Source organism: Blautia sp. AF19-10LB, from assembly GCF_003461245.1.
Classification (GTDB): domain Bacteria; phylum Bacillota; class Clostridia; order Lachnospirales; family Lachnospiraceae; genus Blautia_A; species Blautia_A intestinihominis.
Map to the genome: position 1 here is coordinate 25,568 of NZ_QTWS01000030.1, position 18,510 is coordinate 44,077.

Below are 18,510 nucleotides of genomic sequence, written 5' to 3' on the forward strand. Positions count from 1 at the left end.
GAGTAAGGGTGTAAAAGGTATCAAAAATCAAATAGTGTTTTTGGTACCTTTTCATCCGATAGAGGATAATTATGAAACAACTGAAAAAAATATATTGGAAACGGATCGGGGTAATAGGAATCAGCTGTTTTATGCTTTTGTGGAGCTGTCTCCTTACGGGCTGTGGAATCGGAAAAGGGGATTCCGGAAAACCTGCTGCCTGTACCATTTCGATAGACTGCCAGACGATCCTTGACAATATCGGTGATCTAAAAGAAACCAAAAAAGAATTTGTTCCGGAGAATGGCTGGATACTTCCGGAAATGGAAGTTAAATTTACTACGGGCGATACCGTATTTGACATCTTAAAAAAGATCTGCGGGGAAAAGAACATCCAGCTCTCTTCCAAATACACCCCGTTATATAAAAGCTATTACGTGGAAGGCATCAATCAGCTTTATGAATTTGACTGCGGAAAAAATTCTGGCTGGATGTACAGTGTAAATGGAGAGTTCCCGAATTATGGGGCTTCCAGTTATAAGCCCAAAGATGGGGATAAGATTGAATGGAAGTATACCTGCAATCTTGGAAGTGATGTTGGAAACCCATACAAAGATAAGAAGTAAAGAAATTGTGAAAAATAGTTAAACTGGTATGAGATAAAGACCAGAAACATTGGCGAACATTGACAGAAATAAGGCGTATCGTTATAATTAGAATAACAAAAAAATCGAGCGTGGTTCGGCTGATGGCAGCCGATTTAAGGAAATCCGGTGCGATTCCGGAGCTGCTTTTCCCTGTGTGAAATGTATCGAATGAAAAACGCCTTATGAAAACATTTTGAGCCAGTATATCCAACACGTCAGGCAAAGAATACAAACATGTAAAAGATATACAGTTTGTATGATCCGAACGTTGGAAAGGAGATCATATGCGCTCACAAAATGATAAAGCAACATGGAGTATACTACGATTTAATCATCGTACATTTACGGCACAGCTTGCCAGTATGCAAAGAAACAAACAGGTAGCAGCAATTCCTGAAAAATATATTTATATTGATGATTGCTGTTATAAGGGCAACGGGAAAATAAAAGAGATAATCCTGCCATCCGGCTGCAGAATCATAGGAAAGGAAGCTTTTGCAAGCTGCCAGCTCCGTAAGCCCGTTGTATTCCCACAGACCGTTAAAGAAATCAAAGAGAGTGCTTTTTCGGAAAATCATTCTCTCAGAGAAGTAACATTTCCGGCATCTTTGGAAATTTTGGGAGATTATAGTTATAAAGGATGCACAGCCCTTAAAAAGGTAGCATTTGAAACCAGTTCAGAATGCCGCAGGATTCCGGAGTGCTGTTTCCATTCCTGCACGCAGTTAAGTAAAGTGGTATTCCCGGAGCATTTAAAGAGTATAGGAAGAAGAGCTTTTTACCGCTGTAAGGAATTAAAGGAGATCACGCTGCCGGATACACTGGAAGAAATTGGTCTGGAAGCCTTTTACTTCTGTGGCTTTGAAACCATAGTCTTACCAAAAGAAATTAAAAAATTAGATCAGAGGGCCTTTTTCGGATGTAAGAAATTGAAAGAGGTATATATTCCGGAAAATATCATGTATCTTGGAGAGGAAGTCTTTCATGGATGCAACCGGCTGGAATATCTGGAGATACATCATGATCCTGAGCATATTGGCTCAAAGATCGTGAACAAAAACTGCACGATACGTTGCAAAAAGGGAAGCAAAGTGGATTTGTACTGTGAAGAGCAGGGATTAAAGAGGGAGTACATTTAAACGTGTTATCAACAAATAAGACCGAGAAAAGAAACAGACAGCCTGCGGATCAATCCATCATTGATGCTTTTTCCACATGCCATCCATTTTTGAATTTTTTTTATTTTGCTGTAGTACTGTTATTTACTATGTTTAATCAGCATCCCGTCTTTATCTGCATTTCTTATGCGGGTGCTTTGTCTTATTCCATCTTTCTGCTTGGAGGAAAAAGGACACTTAGGCAAAGCTTTCTCTTTACCCTTCCCAGTCTTTTGATCGTGGCTCTTCTGAATCCACTTTTCAATCATTATGGGGTCACGATGCTATATTATGTAGAAAGCAGTGGAAACTGGATCACTTTGGAGGCCTTAGTCTATGGAGTAGTCCTTGGAGCGGTCATGTTCGTAGTGATCCAGTGGTTTTCCTGTTATAATAAAGTTATGACAAGTGATAAATTTATTTACCTGTTTGGAAGGCTGATACCGGCCCTTTCTCTGATCCTTTCCATGGCACTTCGCTTTGTCCCCAGATTTACGGGGCAGCTGAAAGTGATCCGGAACGGTCAGAAATCCATGGGAAGGGATGTTTCAGAGGGCAGTCTTTTTAACCGTATCCGTGCGGGATTTAATATGCTGTCGATACTGGTCACATGGGCTTTGGAAAATGCCATAGAGACTTCGGATTCCATGCGGAGCAGGGGATATGGATTAAAAGGAAGGACTGCTTTTTCCATTTACAAGTTTACGAAGAAGGATAAGGGGCTTCTGGCAGTGATGGCAGCTTTATTCCTTGTATTTGCCACTGGCTGTATGAATGGGGCTTCTTATGCAAGTTATGATCCCCGTATTTTACTTGCTGGTTTTACCATTCAGGGGCATCAGGCTCCGGTATCTGTTCCAGTAGTTGAAGCAATGCTTACATACATCTGTTTCGCATGTTTTTGTTTCCTTCCGGTGATCCTGGATGTGACGGAGACTATCCGTTTTGCCAGAAGCCGGAAGCATTGTGAAACAGATCTGGATATGACTTACAAAAAAATCTACGAAACTCTGGAACAGGAAGGATAATGATTATGAATCTTGTAGAAGTAAAGGAGTTTAGCTTCGCATACCCGGAATGTTCCAGGAAGGTTCTGGACCATGCGAATCTGAAAATAGAAGAAGGAACGTTAAATGTGATCTGCGGACGGAGCGGATGCGGCAAAAGCACGCTGTTGCACCAGTTAAAAACCGTGCTGGCCCCGGTTGGAAAGTCAGAGGGAGAAATCTTTTACCGGGGGATGCCGCTTTCGGGGATTGACCACCGGACACAGAGCCAGGAGATCGGTTTTGTCATGCAGAACCCGGATAATCAGATCGTAACGGATAAAGTCTGGCATGAGCTTTCCTTTGGACTGGAAAGCCTGGGATATGACAATGCGACTATCCGGCTGCGGGTTGCGGAGATGGCCAGCTATTTTGGTATCCATCAGTGGTTTTATAAAAATGTCTCAGAGCTGTCAGGAGGGCAGAAGCAGATCTTAAACCTGGCTGCGATCATGGCAATGCATCCATCCCTTTTAATACTGGATGAGCCTACATCTCAGCTGGACCCCATCGCTGCTTCTGATTTTCTGGAAACCGTAAAAAAGATTAACCGTGATATTGGAACAACGGTGCTCCTTACGGAACACCGGCTTCAGGATATCATCCCTTATGCGGATAGGGTATTTGTCATGGATAAGGGGAATGTTTATCTGGAAGGAACTCCCAGGGAAATCGGGGTAAAATTAAAGGAACAAAAACATGGCATGTTTCTTTCCATGCCGATTCCTATGCAGATCTATGGTGAGACAGACAGTCAGGCAACCTGTCCGCTGACAGTCAGTGAGGGAAGACAGTGGCTCTCCCGTTACTGTAACGAAAAAGGAATTGCTTCGGATAGTCAGCGAAAGAGCGAAATTACTGAAAAAGTCAGATACACAAAAACAGATAGTTCGAAGAAAGAATTGTCCATTCAGGCGAAAGATGTCTGGTTCCGGTATGAAAAGGACACTCCGGATGTTGTCCGGGATCTTTCCCTGGAGGTAAAAAAGGGAGAGTTCTATGCACTGGTAGGTGGAAACGGTACGGGAAAGAGCACTACGCTGTCTCTTTTAAGCCGGGTGCGATGTCCATACCGTGGGAAGATCTTTCTGGAAGGGCGGGATATCCGTTCGTATAAAGACCGGGATCTGTATTGTGGGCTTTTGGGAGTCATGCCGCAGAACCCACAGAGCATTTTCTTAAAGAAAACAGTCCTGGAAGATCTGTATTCTGTGATCGGGGGCAGGAGAGAAAAAATGTCTTCGGAATATCAGATTCATATGAAAAAAGAAAAGACCATAGAAGGGATCGTAAGCCTTACCAGGCTGGAAGGGCTTCTGGAAAGACATCCTTATGACCTGAGTGGCGGGGAACAGCAGAGGCTGGCACTTGCCAAAGTCCTTTTGCTTCGACCGCGGATCCTCCTGATGGACGAACCCACGAAGGGAATGGATGCAGAATATAAAGAAGAGATTGGAAAGATCTTAACCCGGCTGAAACAGCATGGCCTGACGATCTTTATGATCTCCCATGACGTGGAATTTGTTGCAGAATACGCGGACAGGGTAGGCCTGTTTTTTGAGGGAAACATCGTTACCAGCCAGAATACCCGGGAGTTTTTTGCCGGAAATAATTTCTACACAACTGCAGCAAACCGGATGGCAAGGCATTTGTTTCCGGAAGCTGTGACCGGAAAGGATGTGGTTACGTGCTTACAGAGCAGCAACTGGATCAGTTTATAGATGAATTCTGGGAAGATATCCCAAATGAAGCACAAGAAGAACCAGCAGAAGATCTGGAAGAATATACACTTCCCTCTGATGGGATGATCATCCGGCAGATGGAAAAGAAGGGGAAAGTGAACCGGAGGACCTGGTTTGCCCTTGCTCTGATGCTTTTGGTCGTACCACTGCTTTTGTATCTGTCAGTCCGGTTTTTCCATGGAAGGAAATACCTGATATGCAGCCTGATCGTGATCGTGGCTGCAATGCTCCCGTTTTTTATGATGTTTGAAGGACGCAAACCAAAAGCACGGGAGATCATGGTGATCTCTGTCCTTGCAGCGATTGGTGTCGCAGGGAGGGCAGCCTTCTTTATGGTACCCAGTTTCAAACCGGTAGCTGCTATTGTGATCCTTACCGGTGTGTCTTTCGGAGGCGAGGCAGGTTTTCTTGTTGGCTGTCTAATCATGATGTTATCCAACATGTTTATGGGACAGGGTCCCTGGACACCATGGCAGATGTTTTCTTTTGGCATCATTGGCTTCCTTGCAGGAATCCTTTACCAGAAAGGAATCTTAAAAGCAAGGAAACGGGATCTTTGCATTTATGGGTTTTTAAGTGTAGTCCTGATTTATGGAGGAATCATGAACCCGGCCAGCATCCTGATGTCTTACGGGTATATCACACCAGCCAGCCTGGTTGCTTTCTATATTTCAGGAATACCGGTGGATCTGGTGCATGCACTGTCAACTGTGATCTTTTTATGGTTTTTGAGCAGGCCGCTTCTTGAAAAACTGGAACGCATTAAGAAAAAATACGGGCTGATTGAGTCCGGGAAAGAGGAAATGCTTTGATCTATGTCAGCCATTTGCTTTGCGATGAAGATATGAAAGAAATCTGCGGTCAGTATGGAACCGGTGTGGAAAGTATCGAGTTTTCCATATCTGACAATCTGGACCAGCTGGAAAGAAAAATAGAACTGTATCAAAAAAGGCTGGGGCAGATGGGAAATCCGCCGCTTACCCTGCATGGGCCTTTCCTGGACTTAAACCCGGCATCTTTTGACAGTCGGATAAGGAAAGTGACCATGGAACGGTTTGACCAGTGTTACCAGGCAGGGATCCGTCTGGGGGCAGAAAAGATCGTATACCATTCCGGGATGATCCCGATGGTATATTTCCGGGAAGGCTGGGCAGAGCAGACGGGCCGGTTTTTCCGGGAGTTTTTAAAAGACCGGGAAGGCCCTGAGATCGTCATGGAAAATGTCCTGGATGAAGACTGGCGGCTTCTTTTGGATGTATATAGAATCGTAGATCATCCAAAGTTTAAGCTGTGTCTGGATATGGGGCACGCACACTGCTATTCGGAAATCTCTGTCCTCGAATGGGCGAAGGAACTTGCACCCTGTGTCGGACATGTACATATCCATGACAACGCAGGGGACAGGGACTCCCATTTAGGATTGGGGAAGGGCACGCTTCCCTGGGAAAAAGTATTAGAAGTCCTTCCCCGCACGGAGGAACGGACCTGGACGATAGAATGTTCCAATAAAGAAGATGTGATTCTCAGCGTAAAACAGATAAACGAAAAAATGAGGGGGAAATTATGAACAGATTAAAAAAACGGACATGCCAGTTTCTGGTGTTAGTTACCACAGCGGGGCTTTTGACAGGCTGCGGGGGCGGAACCCCAAAGCTGGAAGATGCACTGAAAAAGACAGCTGCTTATGAACAGGAAACCGTAACTTCACCGGCATCAGATACCCTGGGTGGGGAATGGACAGTGATCGCACTTGCCCGTTCAGGAGAAACGGTAGATGAAAACTATTTTGAAAAATACCGGGCCAATCTTGAAAAACGGGTCAAAGACCAGGAAGGCGTGCTCAGCGATAACCGTTATACCGAGTATTCCAGGGCAGTCATGGCCCTGAAATCCATAGGGAAAGATCCGACAGATATTGGCGGCTATGATATCGAAAAGCCGCTGGAAGATTTTGATGCAGTGGTCTCACAGGGTTTAAACGGTGCCATCTATGCACTGATCGCCTTAAATGCCGATGACCCGGATGCCAATAAAGACGGGGAACTGGAACAGAAATATCTGGATTACATATTGGAACGGGAAAAAGCAGATGGCGGATTTTCCCTGGATGATAACGCCAAAGACGGGGATGTGGATCTGACCGCCATGACACTGCAGAGCCTGGAACCATACCAGGATGAAGAAGATGTAAAGGAAGTCATTGACAAGGGTGTGGAATTTCTGGCAGATATACAGGACGATGATGGCGGTTATACCGCATTTGGTGCAAAGAGCTCAGAATCTATTTCCCAGACCGTGATCGCCCTCAGTGCGGTAGGCGTAGACTGCAATGAGGATGAACGTTTCCAGAAAGATGGAAAAGGCCTGTATGATACCCTGATGACTTTTTATCAGAAGGATGGAAGTTTTAAACATACCCTGGACGGGGAAAGCAACCCCATGGCAACAGACCAGGGATTCTGTGCACTGGTGGCTTACCAGCGCTACCAGGATAAGGAAAACAGCTTTTTTGATATGACAGACCACAGATAAGGATGGAGGAAAGAAAATGCCGCAGAAGATAAAAGAACTCCAGGATCAGCTGGAGCGGATCATTAAAGGAAAAAAAGATATCACAGATAAGATTCTCATGGCAGTGCTTGCAAAGGGGCATGTACTTCTGGAAGATGTGCCTGGTGTTGGTAAGACCACAACCGCACTGGCACTGAGCCGTCTTATGGGAATGGAATTCAACCGTATCCAGTTTACACCGGATGTTGTCCCTTCCGATGTGACCGGATTTACCATGTATGACAAACAGAGCGGACAGTTTTCCTATCGTGCCGGGGCTGTCATGTGCAACCTTTTGCTGGCAGATGAGATCAACCGTACTTCCAGCAAGACCCAGTCCGCCCTTCTGGAAGTAATGGAAGAGGGAAGAGTGACGGTGGATGGGGAAAACCATTGCGTGCCATCCCCGTTTGTAGTCATTGCGACAGAAAACCCGGTGGGGTCTTCCGGTACGCAGCTCCTTCCGGAATCACAGCTTGACCGTTTTATGATCAGTGTCAGCATGGGATATCCGGATCACCAGAGCCTGGTGGAACTGTTACGGGACAGACAGAAGGAAAATCCCCTGGAAAATGCAAAGACCGTAGTTACCCGGGATGAGGTGCTGAAACTCCAGAAAGAGGTACAGGAGATCTATGTAGCAGACCAGGTGCTCGACTATGTGGCAGACCTTGCGGAAGCTACAAGGAAACATGTGCTGATCACGCTGGGATTAAGCCCGCGTGGAACCCTGGCACTGGTAAGGATGGCAAAAGCAGCTGCTTACATGAAAGAAAGGGATTATGTCATTCCAAAGGATGTGCAGGAGGTATTCAAGGACGTTGCGGCACACAGAATGATCCTGGATTCCAAGGCGAGGTATCAGGAAAAATCTGCCCGTGAGATCCTTTCTGAGATCCTGTCAGAAGTGCCGGAACCGAAGGTGGAAGGATGATAAAGGACAGGATCCTGTGGCTCTTGTGGCTGGTCTGCATGGCAGGAGCAGCAGTAATTACAGGCACATGGCTCTTTGCAGCGGTTCTTTTGCTCACCGTTCTTATTTTGATCTTTTCTGCAGGGAGTGTGGTTTTATCCGGAAAAAAAGCCGTTATCAAACTGCATCTCCCAAAGGCATCAGAGAGAATGGAGTGTTTCCATGGAAAAATGTATTTGGAAAATCAGTCTGCATGGCCGGTATTTGGCGGGGCAGGAGTGCTCAGATGGGAAAATCTTTTTACCGGGGAAAAAGGGGTGATCCCGATTTCTTTTTCCCTGGGAGGAAAGGAAAAGCAGGTCATCGGGTTTGAGGCTGGAAGCAATTGGTGCGGCTGTATCAGATTTTGTTTTTCTGACTGGAAATGCCAGGATTTTTTCCGTGTCTTTTCTTTAAAAAGGAAGGCTGATACATGCGCTTATACCGTTGTAATGCCGGAAAGACAAAAAGGTGAGCTTTCCCTTTTTACAAGGGAAGGATTCGACATGGAAAGTTTCCGCTATTCCGGAAGCCGCCCGGGGGATGATCCGGGAGAAACTTATGACATCCGGGAATATCGTTCCGGTGACAGTATCCGGCAAATCCACTGGAAGTTGTCCGGAAAGCTGGATGACATTATGATCCGGGAAAAAAGCTTCCCGGTGGATGATACGGTACTGATTCTGGCAGAAGCGTTCCAGGCAGAGCGGGATCCACAGCGTGCGGAAACGGTGGCGGAAGTCTTTTCCGCAGTCCTTCAGAGTTTTATGGAGCAGAAGATCTCCTGTCAGGCCGGGATCTATGACCACAGTAGCGGGAAGTTTCGGCTGGAAAAGATCCGCACGGAGGAGGACCGCGAAAACATCCTGTACCGCTTCCTGCGTTATGGAAGTGATGCAAAGACCCCGGTCACGGTACGGGAATATCTGAAAGACCCGGGAATACAGAATTTTGCAAACTATGTATATATAACCGGCGACCCGCAGGACAAAGAAGCGGAACTCCTGGCAGCAAAAGGAGAAGTGACGATCGTAGAATGTGGCACAGACGGCAGAGACAGTGGAGGAGAACAGGTATTATGGAAATACGGATCACAGAATCCAAAAGACAGTCAGAAACAGCATATGGAAAACAACTGTCCGGTATCCTGCTGGAAACTGCACTGATCTGGCTTAGTGCAGGCGGAGGGCTCCTGCTTTTTATGAGTGTCCTTACTGAGCAGGAACGCATGGCACCGATTTTGGGAAGCGTGCTTCTTATGGCAGTGTTCTGTACTGCAACAGAAAGAATGGGAAAATATGGGCTTTATGGACGGATGGGAATGGGAGCGGTTTCCATCGCAGGGATCTTCCTGTTCCATGGACAGCTCTTAGACGGCATGGCATTATACTGGAATGATATGGCAGACATCCTGGGAAGCCGTGCCGGGATTTATCTGGAACGGTTTGAGACTGCCGGGATACAGGGAGAGGATGTCTCCCGCCTGATATTTCTTATCTATCTTGGGATAGCAGCGGCAGTCTGCGGATTCCTTATCCTGAAATTGAAGTTTTATCTACTGGTGCTTGCCTGGGCTCTGGTACTTCCTGCCCTTTCGGGAATCCTTGGTATGGAACCGGATGCAGGCACAGGAGTTATTTTTTACATGGGGATCCTTTTGGAACTGAATCTTATCCTTTCCCGTTCAGGAAGGAAACGCCACCGGGCAGAGAGCAGCCGGGCATTTTTGACAGGAAGCATCCTGGCATGTGCGGTAATGCTGGCAGCCGGGATCCTTCTGGAACAGTTTATGCCGTCCGAAGACTATGGTTCCTCGACACTTGTCACAGAAGCTAAAAAAGAGGCCCTGGACGGGATCAGCAGCCTGCGGTACAAAAAAGGAAAGATCAATACCCTTCCGGATGGAAAGCTGAAAGAATGCGGTGCTTGGAGTGCCTCAGACGATGCGGCACTTTCCGTTACCATGGAAAAACCGGATTCTCTCTACCTGAGAGGATTTGTGGGAAGCGTGTATGACGGTTCTTCCTGGGAAAGCCTGGATACGGAGGATGCCTATAAACAGAGGACGCTCTTTTACTGGCTCCATCAGGATGGATTTTATGGGGAGACCCAGCTAAGCCGTGCAAGGGCACTTGCAGATGATGATACCCTTTCTGACAAAGTATCCGAAGTGGATATAAAAAATGAAAAGGCAGACAGCCGTTATCTCTATACCCCTTATGAGATCACAGAACTGCCTGTCGGATACAGGAAAGAGACACCGTTTGCTGACAGTATGTTAAAAGCAAAAGGACTCTTTGGAGCAAGAAACTATCACTATCAGGCAAATGGAAACCTGGTAAAAGATTTTACGGTGCTGGGGGCAAGGGTCTATCAGGCACTTGCCAGGGATGAAGGGGATTCCTACCGTGATGATGAGAGTTATTACAACGCATTTGTGTACAGCCAGGATACGAAGCTGTCCGGTGCACTGGAAACCCTGTTCCGCAAAGAACTGGGGGACGGTGGAAACCGGGAGCAGGGGCATACCGATTACTATACAGCGATCAGCAGGATCCGTTCCTATCTGGAAAAGAACCTGACTTACAGCACGGCAGCCGATCCGTATACCGGACAGGGGGATTTTGCAGAGGACTTCCTGACAAACACCAGGATCGGCCACAGTGTCCATTATGCCACGGCAGCGGCACTGATGTTCCGTTATTACGGGATCCCGTCCCGTTATGTGGAAGGCTATCTGATCACACCGGAAGATATCAAAGATAAAAACCCGGGGGATACGATAGAAGTTCCGGGAAAGAATGGACATGCCTGGACCGAGATCTATATGGACGGCCTTGGATGGGTACCGGTAGAAATGACACCGGAATACTATAATGTCATGGAGGAAGCAGACCTCACGGCAGGCCTGGAGGCAAAAGGAGCCAAAGCAGCCGCCATCCCGGAAGCACAGGACGAACCGCCTGCACAGGAGAACATCCAGACACACTGGAGCTTAAAACTGGCACTGTTCGGAATCGAAAAGCTTCTGATCCTCCTGCTTGCGGTATTTGACCTCTTCTGCCTGATATTTATCTTTACGGTCTGTGTGCTCCGCATTCACGCAAACAGAAGACGGAGAAAACTGTTTGAAAGTGAAGATGACCGCCAGGCGGTTCGCGCCATGGCCGGATATGCGCGACTTCTTTATTATCATGGCCCTGAGCTTTATTCGGAAGATGCCATGAAGTGTTACCGGAAAACAAGCGTTATCGGGGAAAAGGCTGCGTTCAGTCCCCATGCTGTATCAAAAGAAGAACGAAAGGATACCGCTCTGTGCGTGCAGAAAATGAAAAAAGAACTGAAAAAAGCCAGAAGCTGGTATGGAAACTGGATCATGAAATATATAGAAAGGCTGTATTAAGGAGGAAATGACCATGAAAAAGAGAAAAAAGAATAACCGGCTTTCCTTTCTGACAGCTATTGTCTGTCTCCTGCTTTTTGCCGGAGTATTATTTCTGGGAATGAAAAACTATGAACCGGAGAAAAGTGAAAATCCGGTACAGGGGGTGAACAGTGAAAGCTCCTTAAAGGGCTATCTTGGAAAGGGATATGCTTATGCCGGAAGCCAGGAAGATGCTTCTACGGGTGAAGAATCTTCCTTTGAAGAACAGGCACAGATCCTGGAAGATGAACCGGAGGAAGAACCGGAAAAGGAAAAGAAAAAGGAAGAGGCACAGGCGACTGTCACCCCGGAGCCGACATCAGAGCCGGAAGCTTCCCAGACACCGGAACCGGACAGCCAGAAGGAAGATACCCAAAAAGGGGATACCGATCCGGAAGACGGCTCTACAGGAGAGGATAATGACAGCTCCAAAGACAATACCATCCATTATGACAAAAATGGTGACCAGGATGATGACAGCCGGAAAGAAACACCGGACCAGGACGATGACCGGAACCAGGATGGGGCGCAGGTACCGCTCAGTGCAACGCCGACGCCATCTCCGGAGCCGGAACCGACACAGGAACCGGAGGAAGACCATTATCCAACGATCGCCACAGACCTGGCTGACGGGGAAACGGTAAATGCCGCATACCGTACATTTTATGTACAGGCGGTAGACTGGTACGGGAACAGCTTATCCTCTACGGCACTGGAAGTATATGGAAACGGTGAAAGACTTTCTTCAAAAGGGGAGCCTTCGCCGGGAATCCTGGCTTACCGTCTGGATCTGAATGAGGGCAGCAACACTGTGGATATCAAGGCAACGGATGATGAGGGATGGAGTACCACACTTCCAACGTTTACCATCTATAAAGGGGATGAGAGCCAGGAAGAACCTGCCGGCTCCATCACGGTCAGCATTGAGGCGGGGACTGTCGGACTTGGGACAATCCTGCCGGCGACATCCATCGACTTTTATCAGGGCGAACAGCTTTCCTCCGTGGTCTTAAGGCTTCTGCAGAACAGCGGGTTTGACTGGAGGAATGATGGAAGTGCAACAGGAGGTTTTTACCTGAAAGCTATCGGACGCGGCGGCATCACTTCCGGAGCTTCGATCCCGGATGACCTGATGGCGCATCTGACAGAAGTAAACTGCCAGCTGTCCGGGCATGATGCCAACTGGCTGGGAGAATTTGATTTTACCATGAATTCCGGCTGGATGTATTTTGTAAACGGTGAATATATGAACATTGGAATGTCGGGCTATTTCCCGGCAGACGGTGACGAAGTAAGGCTTCGCTTTACCCTGTATTCCGGAGCAGATCTGGGTGTCGGGGATAACGGCGAAGTATGGGGGGACTGGTAATGAAAAAAAACAATTTAAAGAGACCGATCATTAACAAATTTATTATCGGAACCCTTTCTGCAGGACTTCTGGCAGGAGGGGCTGCACCAGAAACAGATGCGATCTTTGTCAGGGAAGTTTATGCAGCAGACAGCACAGAGAGTTCGGAAGGGGAAACGCTGGCAGAACCATCGGTACCCGCAGAACCTACCGTCGTTCCGGAGCCGACTGCAGAACCGGAGCCGACCCAGATACCGGAACCAACCGCTGTGCCGGAACCGACTGCTGCACCGGAACCAACCGCAGCTCCAGAGCCATCCGTTACACCGGAGCCTTCTGTTACACCGGAACCGACCGCTGCACCGGAACCAACCGCAGCTCCAGAGCCTTCTGTTACACCGGAACCGACCGTCACTCCGGAAGTTAAAAGCAGCAATGCGGATCTGAAAGAATTATATATATCCAGCTCCGATACCTGGGGAAAAGGGATCTTAAAACTAGATCCCGCATTAAACAAGGACCGTGACAGATACAAGGCGGTTTATGACGGGGAACGCCAGAGCCTGAACATCTGGCTGACAGCGGAAGAAGAACATGCCACGGTCAAGATCTATGCGCTGAGCGGAGTGAAGCATTCTACCGTGGAAAAAGATGAGACCATCAAAGAAAGCAACGATGGAAAGGGGCATGTTTACTGGAAGATCCATTTCGGAGACCAGGAAAAGGAAGCTATGGTCCGGGTGCAGGTAACCGCACAGGACGGCACCCGGAGGGATTATTACCTGACACTTGGGATTACGGACCAGACCCCGCCGGAACTGAAAAAGATCAGTGCCAGCAGGATATCCGTGGACCAGGCCTCAGTAGTATATAAGACCAGTGAAAGGGGACAATGCTATTACCGTGTTATAGAGGCCGGTGCGAAAGTACAGACCCCGGATACCTCAAAAGAGGGAAGAGAAGTACTGAAAGGAAGCGATACCCTGACCATTACAGGCCTGTCAGAAGGTGAAAAAGATGTGGTGATCGTGGTGAAAGACCTTGCGGGCAATATTAGCAGTCCGATGGTGATCCGGATCCCTGATGTCAGAAAGAAGAATAACGGGACAGCGGGAAATGGGGGCAATGGAAATTCCGGTTCGATCGCTCAGAGACCCGGATATGGTGGAAATAAAAGTGAAGCCGGAGTCCCGGGCAAAGGCAATAATGGGGAAGGATCCCTTACAAATCTGAAAACGGTTGGCGGAAAAGGTACGGCATCCGGAAAGAACGGATTGGATAGCACAGACGAAAACAAGGAAAAGAAACTGACGGCTTATGCAGGTACGAAGAAAAAAGGCTCCGGTTCCGGTACATCAGGTGAAAAGAAAAGCAGCAAAAAAGCGGATGCCGTAAAAGACAAAACAAAAGAGAAAACAGAAGAGTCATCCACAGAAGAACTGACTGAAAGCAAAGAAAAAGAGACTACATCCGGGACAGCATCCGCTTCCTCCAAAAACGAAGGAAAAAGTATCCCGGAACTGGTAGGAAGTAAAGTAACAGACACCTGGACGCACATGAAACTCTTTACTAGGATTCTATCCTTATTTGCACTGGCAGGAGTTTTGTACCTGCTCTTATGGACAGGAGCGAGACGCAGTTTCAGAAAAATAAAAAGCAGGAATCCACTGCTTCAGCAGTAAAAAATCCAAAAGGGAGGTAAACATCAGATGAAAGGAAGACTAGGAAAATGGCTGGCAGTCCTTCTGTCGGTGAGCATGCTGGCAGGGACAGCTCCGGTCTATGGAGCCGACATATCCATGGAAAGTGATTTTTCTTCCGGGGCAGCAGAGACGGAAGCACAGCCGGATGTCCAGGAAGGGACCGAGATCACAGAAGAGCCGGGAGACAGTGACGTGGAGATCACAGAAGAACCGGAAACAGAGCAACCAGAAGATGCGGAATTCTCAGAGGGGGAATTTAACGGCGAGGATCAGGAGGAACTGGTCATGGACGGCTCTGACGATGAAGATTCTGCAGAACTTACCTTTGAGGATGCTCCATTTGCCGGGGAGAACAGTACGAAAGAATATCTCAAGGATCTCAGTGTGTATTCCGGCTATGGCGTTAAGGATCCTCTGGAGATCAGCCGCAGGGAAGATTTGGATGAAACTTATGGCGGGAAAACCTATACCGTTGAGATCGGATCCAGTTATAATTCTACCGGATTTTATGTAACGGCAGATCTGGGGGCCGATGCGCCGGAGGGATCAACGATCCGGTTATCTGCTTGCGATCTTGATGGAAAGACGGTTGAGAGTGAGATCATTGCAACCGGATATACCGATGGAAAACGTTATAATTTTTCAAATGTTTTTACAAAGGATAATGGAAAAAGGGCTGTTTACACAGTAACAGCCGGTACAGCCACAGACAGCCAGACTTACAAGATCGTAGTGCTCCGGAGGCTGGATCTTTCCATGATCGGCTGTTACCTTCCCTCGGACACGGACATGGCCAAAAACCTGATCTCAGAATTTGACAGTGCCGGTATCACCAGGGATTATGATGTGACAGTGGGTGAGAATACAGAATCTGTAAAAGTTTCTGCAAAAGCCTTTAATGACAAGTGGTATGGCCTTACCGTAAACGGACAGGCAGTATCCGGCAGCAATGCCATTGAGATTCCTCTTGACGGTTCTGAGACCAGGATCACTTTCCAGATGAAAGAAGACGGGACTTATCAGGATCCGGCTTATCAGGATATCACTTATACTTCCACAGGAACCTATACGATCACCGTACATAAAAAAGCAAAGTCCTCGATCACTTTTGTAACAGATCCATCGGATGCAGTGGTCAGTGTATATGATTCTAAAGGGGAGCGTGTGGAACCTTCCAAAGATGCTTCTGTGTATGATTCTCTTTATTACGGGGATGAGTATACCTGGAATGTGTCACGACATGGATATATTTCCAGAAGAGAGAAGTTTACGGTAGGTGAGGAAACAGAGATCCAGGTAAAACTGGAACAGCAGACGGCAACGCAGCCAGAGATCACGGATAATGACTGGAGCAGTTACCGGAACAGTGAAACAAACAACGGGATCACCAATACCTCCACGCCGGCAAGCAAGGATACAACGGTGCAGAAATGGTCCCTGCATCTGGATGCAAAGGGATGGGATGCAGCACTTACCCCTCCACTGATCCTGGGCGGCTATCTTTACGTGGCATCCGGACAGTTCATCTATAAAATAGATAAAAATACCGGGGATATCGTGCAGACCAGTGAACAGATGCACGGAAATATGCAGTATGCCATGATCCCGCTTGCTTATGCGGAAGGAATGCTTTTTGCACAGATCGGCGGCGGACAGATCCAGGCACTGAGTGCCACTTCTTTAAAATCCCTCTGGATCAGTGAGAGCCTGGGAGGCCAGACACTTTCCCCGATCACCTATAAGGATGGATATATTTATACCGGAACCTGGACTTCGGATACAACCCCTGGTTCTTACTTCTGCCTTTCTGTTACAGATGAAGACCCGTCAAAAGGTGATGAGATAAAATACTGTACCTGGAAATATAACCATAAGGGCGGTTTTTACTGGACAGGTGCTTATGCGTCCGAAAATTATCTGGTGTTTGGTTCTGATGACGGGGCCGGTGATGCCTATACTTCTATCCTGTATTCAGTTAATACGCACACCGGACAGCTGATCGACAAGCGCACGGACATGATCGGCGATATCCGATCCACCATTGTTTATAACAACGGATATGTTTATTTTACGACCAAAGGCGGCTATCTCTACCGGGTTGCCATGAATGCAGATGGTACTTTCGGTGCAGTGGCAAGCTATAACCTGGGCGGTGCGGCAACATCCACACCGGTCGTCTATAAAGGAAGAATCTATGTAGGTGTCTGCGGAAACGGCGGACAGTACAATGCGGATGGGGGACACCATTTTGATGTCCTGACAGAATCTGCTTCCGGTCTTTCTCTTGCATATAAAGTTTCTATCCCGGGATATCCACAGGCAGCACCGCTTCTTTCGACCGCTTATGAAAACCAGGACTTTAATGGAGATGGCAAAGCGGATGGACGTGTTTATCTGTATTTTACCTACAATGCAAAACCTGGCGGTATCTATATGCTGACAGATGAGCCGGGCCAGACTTCCGGAAAACCGAAAGAACTCTTCCGTCCGGTACTCGCACAGCAGGAGTACTGCATCAGTCCGATCTGCGTAGACAGGGATGGGACACTTTATTATAAGAATGACTCCTGTTATCTGATGGCACTGGAAACAAATGGAGCTTACCTTGACAGTGTATCAGCAGAAGCAGATACTGGCCGGGTCAGCTGGGAAAAAGCATTCCAGCGTTCGGAAAAAGAGCATACCTTAAGGGTTGCTGAAAATGCTACAAAAGTGACCCTGACATTTAAAGCACCTGCCGGATGTACCCTGAATGTCAACGGAAAAGCTTCCAATGGAACTTATGTGGCAGATGTAAGATCCGGACAGGCAGATGTTACGGTTAAAACAACACTGAACGGAAAGAGCAGGGATTATATCTTCCACCTTACCAGCGGGCTTGGAAATTCCTCCCTGGCAAACCTGGTGGTAAGTACCAGCAATACTTTTACAGATACTTCAAAATATCTTACATTATCACCGGTATTTGACAGCACCAAAACCAGCTATACTGTTTCGTATCTTGCAGACAAAGAGGAAAATAAGGAAAAGTTCCTCCGCCTTTATGTGGAACCTTCAGATGGGGATGCCATGGTAACGGTACAGAAAGTAAAAGGTGTTGAGAAAGTATCCATGCCGGTTGTGGCAAACGGAAAAACGAAACGTGTAAATGTATACTGGGAAACAGATGCAAGCGAAGCACAGGTAAAGATCACGGTAACAGCTGCCGGAAGCGGAAAAACAGACTATCTTCTTACCATACAGCGGAAAGAAAACGTTCCGACACCAACACCTACAGAAGTACCGGAGGTGTTCGGACCATGGAAAACGATCTCTGCAGCCACGGTATTTTCACCGGCTGTACAGATGCGTACCAGCAACAAGGGCCGCAAGGAAAAGAGGACCGTCGGCAAAAAACTGACACCTACGATCAAGGTAACGGCTACCCGCATTAAGCTGAAAGTAAAACAGTCTACTTCCAAAATAAAAGTTTCCAGACTTGCAAAGGGTGATTCCGTTAAAAGCTGGACTTCCAGCAATAAGAAAATCGTTTCTGTAAACAGCAAGGGAACGATGAAAGGCTTGAAAGCCGGAAAAGCCAAAGTGACCATTACACTGGCCAGCGGCAAGAAACAGGTCATTTCCGTTACTGTGCAGAAAACAACAGTAAGAACAACAAAGATCACCGGACTGAAATCAAGAGTGACCGTTGCAAGAAATAAAAAACTTGCGCTGAAACCGGTCATCAGCCCGATCACTTCCCAGGAGAAAGTTACCTACAGTTCTTCGAATAAGAAGATCGTGACGGTAAATTCCAAGGGTGTGATCACCGGAAAGAAAAAGGGAACAGCCTATATCACAGTGAAATCTGGAAAGATCCGCAAAAAAGTAAAAGTAGTAGTTAAACAAAAATGATTTAAGCAGGGGGCTGTCGGGAAATATGAACCGCTCCCCGTCAAGTAGACAATTGAAAAAATACAAAT

Annotated in this window: 13 protein-coding genes and 1 riboswitch; all 13 genes read left to right on the forward strand. The window is 47.3% G+C overall.

Going from position 1 to position 18,510, the window contains the following annotated elements; all coding sequences use genetic code 11:
* The first annotated feature begins 71 nt into the window (after positions 1 to 71).
* The 13 genes from DWX28_RS14780 to DWX28_RS14840 all read left to right on the forward strand — a co-directional run bounded on the left by DWX28_RS14780 (position 72) and on the right by DWX28_RS14840 (position 18,442).
* Positions 72 to 605 carry a DUF4430 domain-containing protein gene (locus DWX28_RS14780; protein WP_055066305.1) on the forward strand — a complete coding sequence of 178 codons (534 nt, stop codon included), beginning with the start codon at positions 72 to 74 and terminating at the stop codon, positions 603 to 605.
* A 94-nt stretch (positions 606 to 699) separates the two neighbouring features.
* Positions 700 to 855, forward strand: a riboswitch (cobalamin riboswitch).
* 55 nt (positions 856 to 910) lie between these two features.
* A complete protein-coding gene (locus DWX28_RS14785; RefSeq protein WP_118253428.1) occupies positions 911 to 1,765 on the forward strand; it encodes a leucine-rich repeat domain-containing protein in 855 nt (284 codons plus the stop codon).
* 299 nt (positions 1,766 to 2,064) lie between these two features.
* A complete protein-coding gene (locus tag DWX28_RS14790; RefSeq protein ID WP_330384574.1) occupies positions 2,065 to 2,811 on the forward strand; it encodes an energy-coupling factor transporter transmembrane component T in 747 nt (248 codons plus the stop codon).
* A 5-nt stretch (positions 2,812 to 2,816) separates the two neighbouring features.
* On the forward strand, positions 2,817 to 4,550 hold the full coding sequence (locus tag DWX28_RS14795) for an ABC transporter ATP-binding protein (RefSeq protein ID WP_118253457.1): 1,734 nt from the start codon (positions 2,817 to 2,819) through the stop codon (positions 4,548 to 4,550).
* The gene (locus DWX28_RS14800) at positions 4,517 to 5,383 is read left to right on the forward strand and encodes an ECF transporter S component (protein WP_243002441.1); all 867 of its coding nucleotides are present in this window, start codon (positions 4,517 to 4,519) and stop codon (positions 5,381 to 5,383) included. Before DWX28_RS14795 ends, DWX28_RS14800 begins: the two co-directional genes overlap by 34 nt.
* Positions 5,380 to 6,138: a sugar phosphate isomerase/epimerase family protein gene (locus DWX28_RS14805; RefSeq protein WP_118253431.1), complete on the forward strand. Its 759-nt coding sequence runs from the start codon at positions 5,380 to 5,382 to the stop codon at positions 6,136 to 6,138. Before DWX28_RS14800 ends, DWX28_RS14805 begins: the two co-directional genes overlap by 4 nt.
* Positions 6,135 to 7,103, forward strand: coding sequence for a prenyltransferase/squalene oxidase repeat-containing protein (locus tag DWX28_RS14810; RefSeq protein ID WP_117739304.1), 969 nt, complete (start codon positions 6,135 to 6,137; stop codon positions 7,101 to 7,103). The genes DWX28_RS14805 and DWX28_RS14810 overlap by 4 nt, the downstream gene beginning before the upstream one ends.
* A gap of 16 nt (positions 7,104 to 7,119) precedes the next feature.
* Positions 7,120 to 8,055, forward strand: coding sequence for an AAA family ATPase (locus DWX28_RS14815; RefSeq protein WP_118253434.1), 936 nt, complete (start codon positions 7,120 to 7,122; stop codon positions 8,053 to 8,055).
* Positions 8,052 to 9,239 (forward strand): DUF58 domain-containing protein, encoded by a 1,188-nt coding sequence (locus tag DWX28_RS14820; RefSeq protein ID WP_118253437.1) that lies wholly within the window; start codon positions 8,052 to 8,054, stop codon positions 9,237 to 9,239. Before DWX28_RS14815 ends, DWX28_RS14820 begins: the two co-directional genes overlap by 4 nt.
* The gene (locus DWX28_RS14825) at positions 9,152 to 11,476 is read left to right on the forward strand and encodes a transglutaminase-like domain-containing protein (protein WP_158565319.1); all 2,325 of its coding nucleotides are present in this window, start codon (positions 9,152 to 9,154) and stop codon (positions 11,474 to 11,476) included. Before DWX28_RS14820 ends, DWX28_RS14825 begins: the two co-directional genes overlap by 88 nt.
* Before the next feature lie 13 nt (positions 11,477 to 11,489).
* Positions 11,490 to 12,866, forward strand: a complete 1,377-nt coding sequence (locus tag DWX28_RS14830; RefSeq protein WP_158565320.1) for a DUF4430 domain-containing protein — start codon at positions 11,490 to 11,492, stop codon at positions 12,864 to 12,866.
* Positions 12,866 to 14,527: a hypothetical protein gene (locus DWX28_RS20330; RefSeq protein WP_199611839.1), complete on the forward strand. Its 1,662-nt coding sequence runs from the start codon at positions 12,866 to 12,868 to the stop codon at positions 14,525 to 14,527. Before DWX28_RS14830 ends, DWX28_RS20330 begins: the two co-directional genes overlap by 1 nt.
* A 27-nt stretch (positions 14,528 to 14,554) precedes the next feature.
* A complete protein-coding gene (locus tag DWX28_RS14840; RefSeq protein ID WP_118253446.1) occupies positions 14,555 to 18,442 on the forward strand; it encodes a cadherin-like beta sandwich domain-containing protein in 3,888 nt (1,295 codons plus the stop codon).
* Positions 18,443 to 18,510 lie beyond the last annotated feature (68 nt).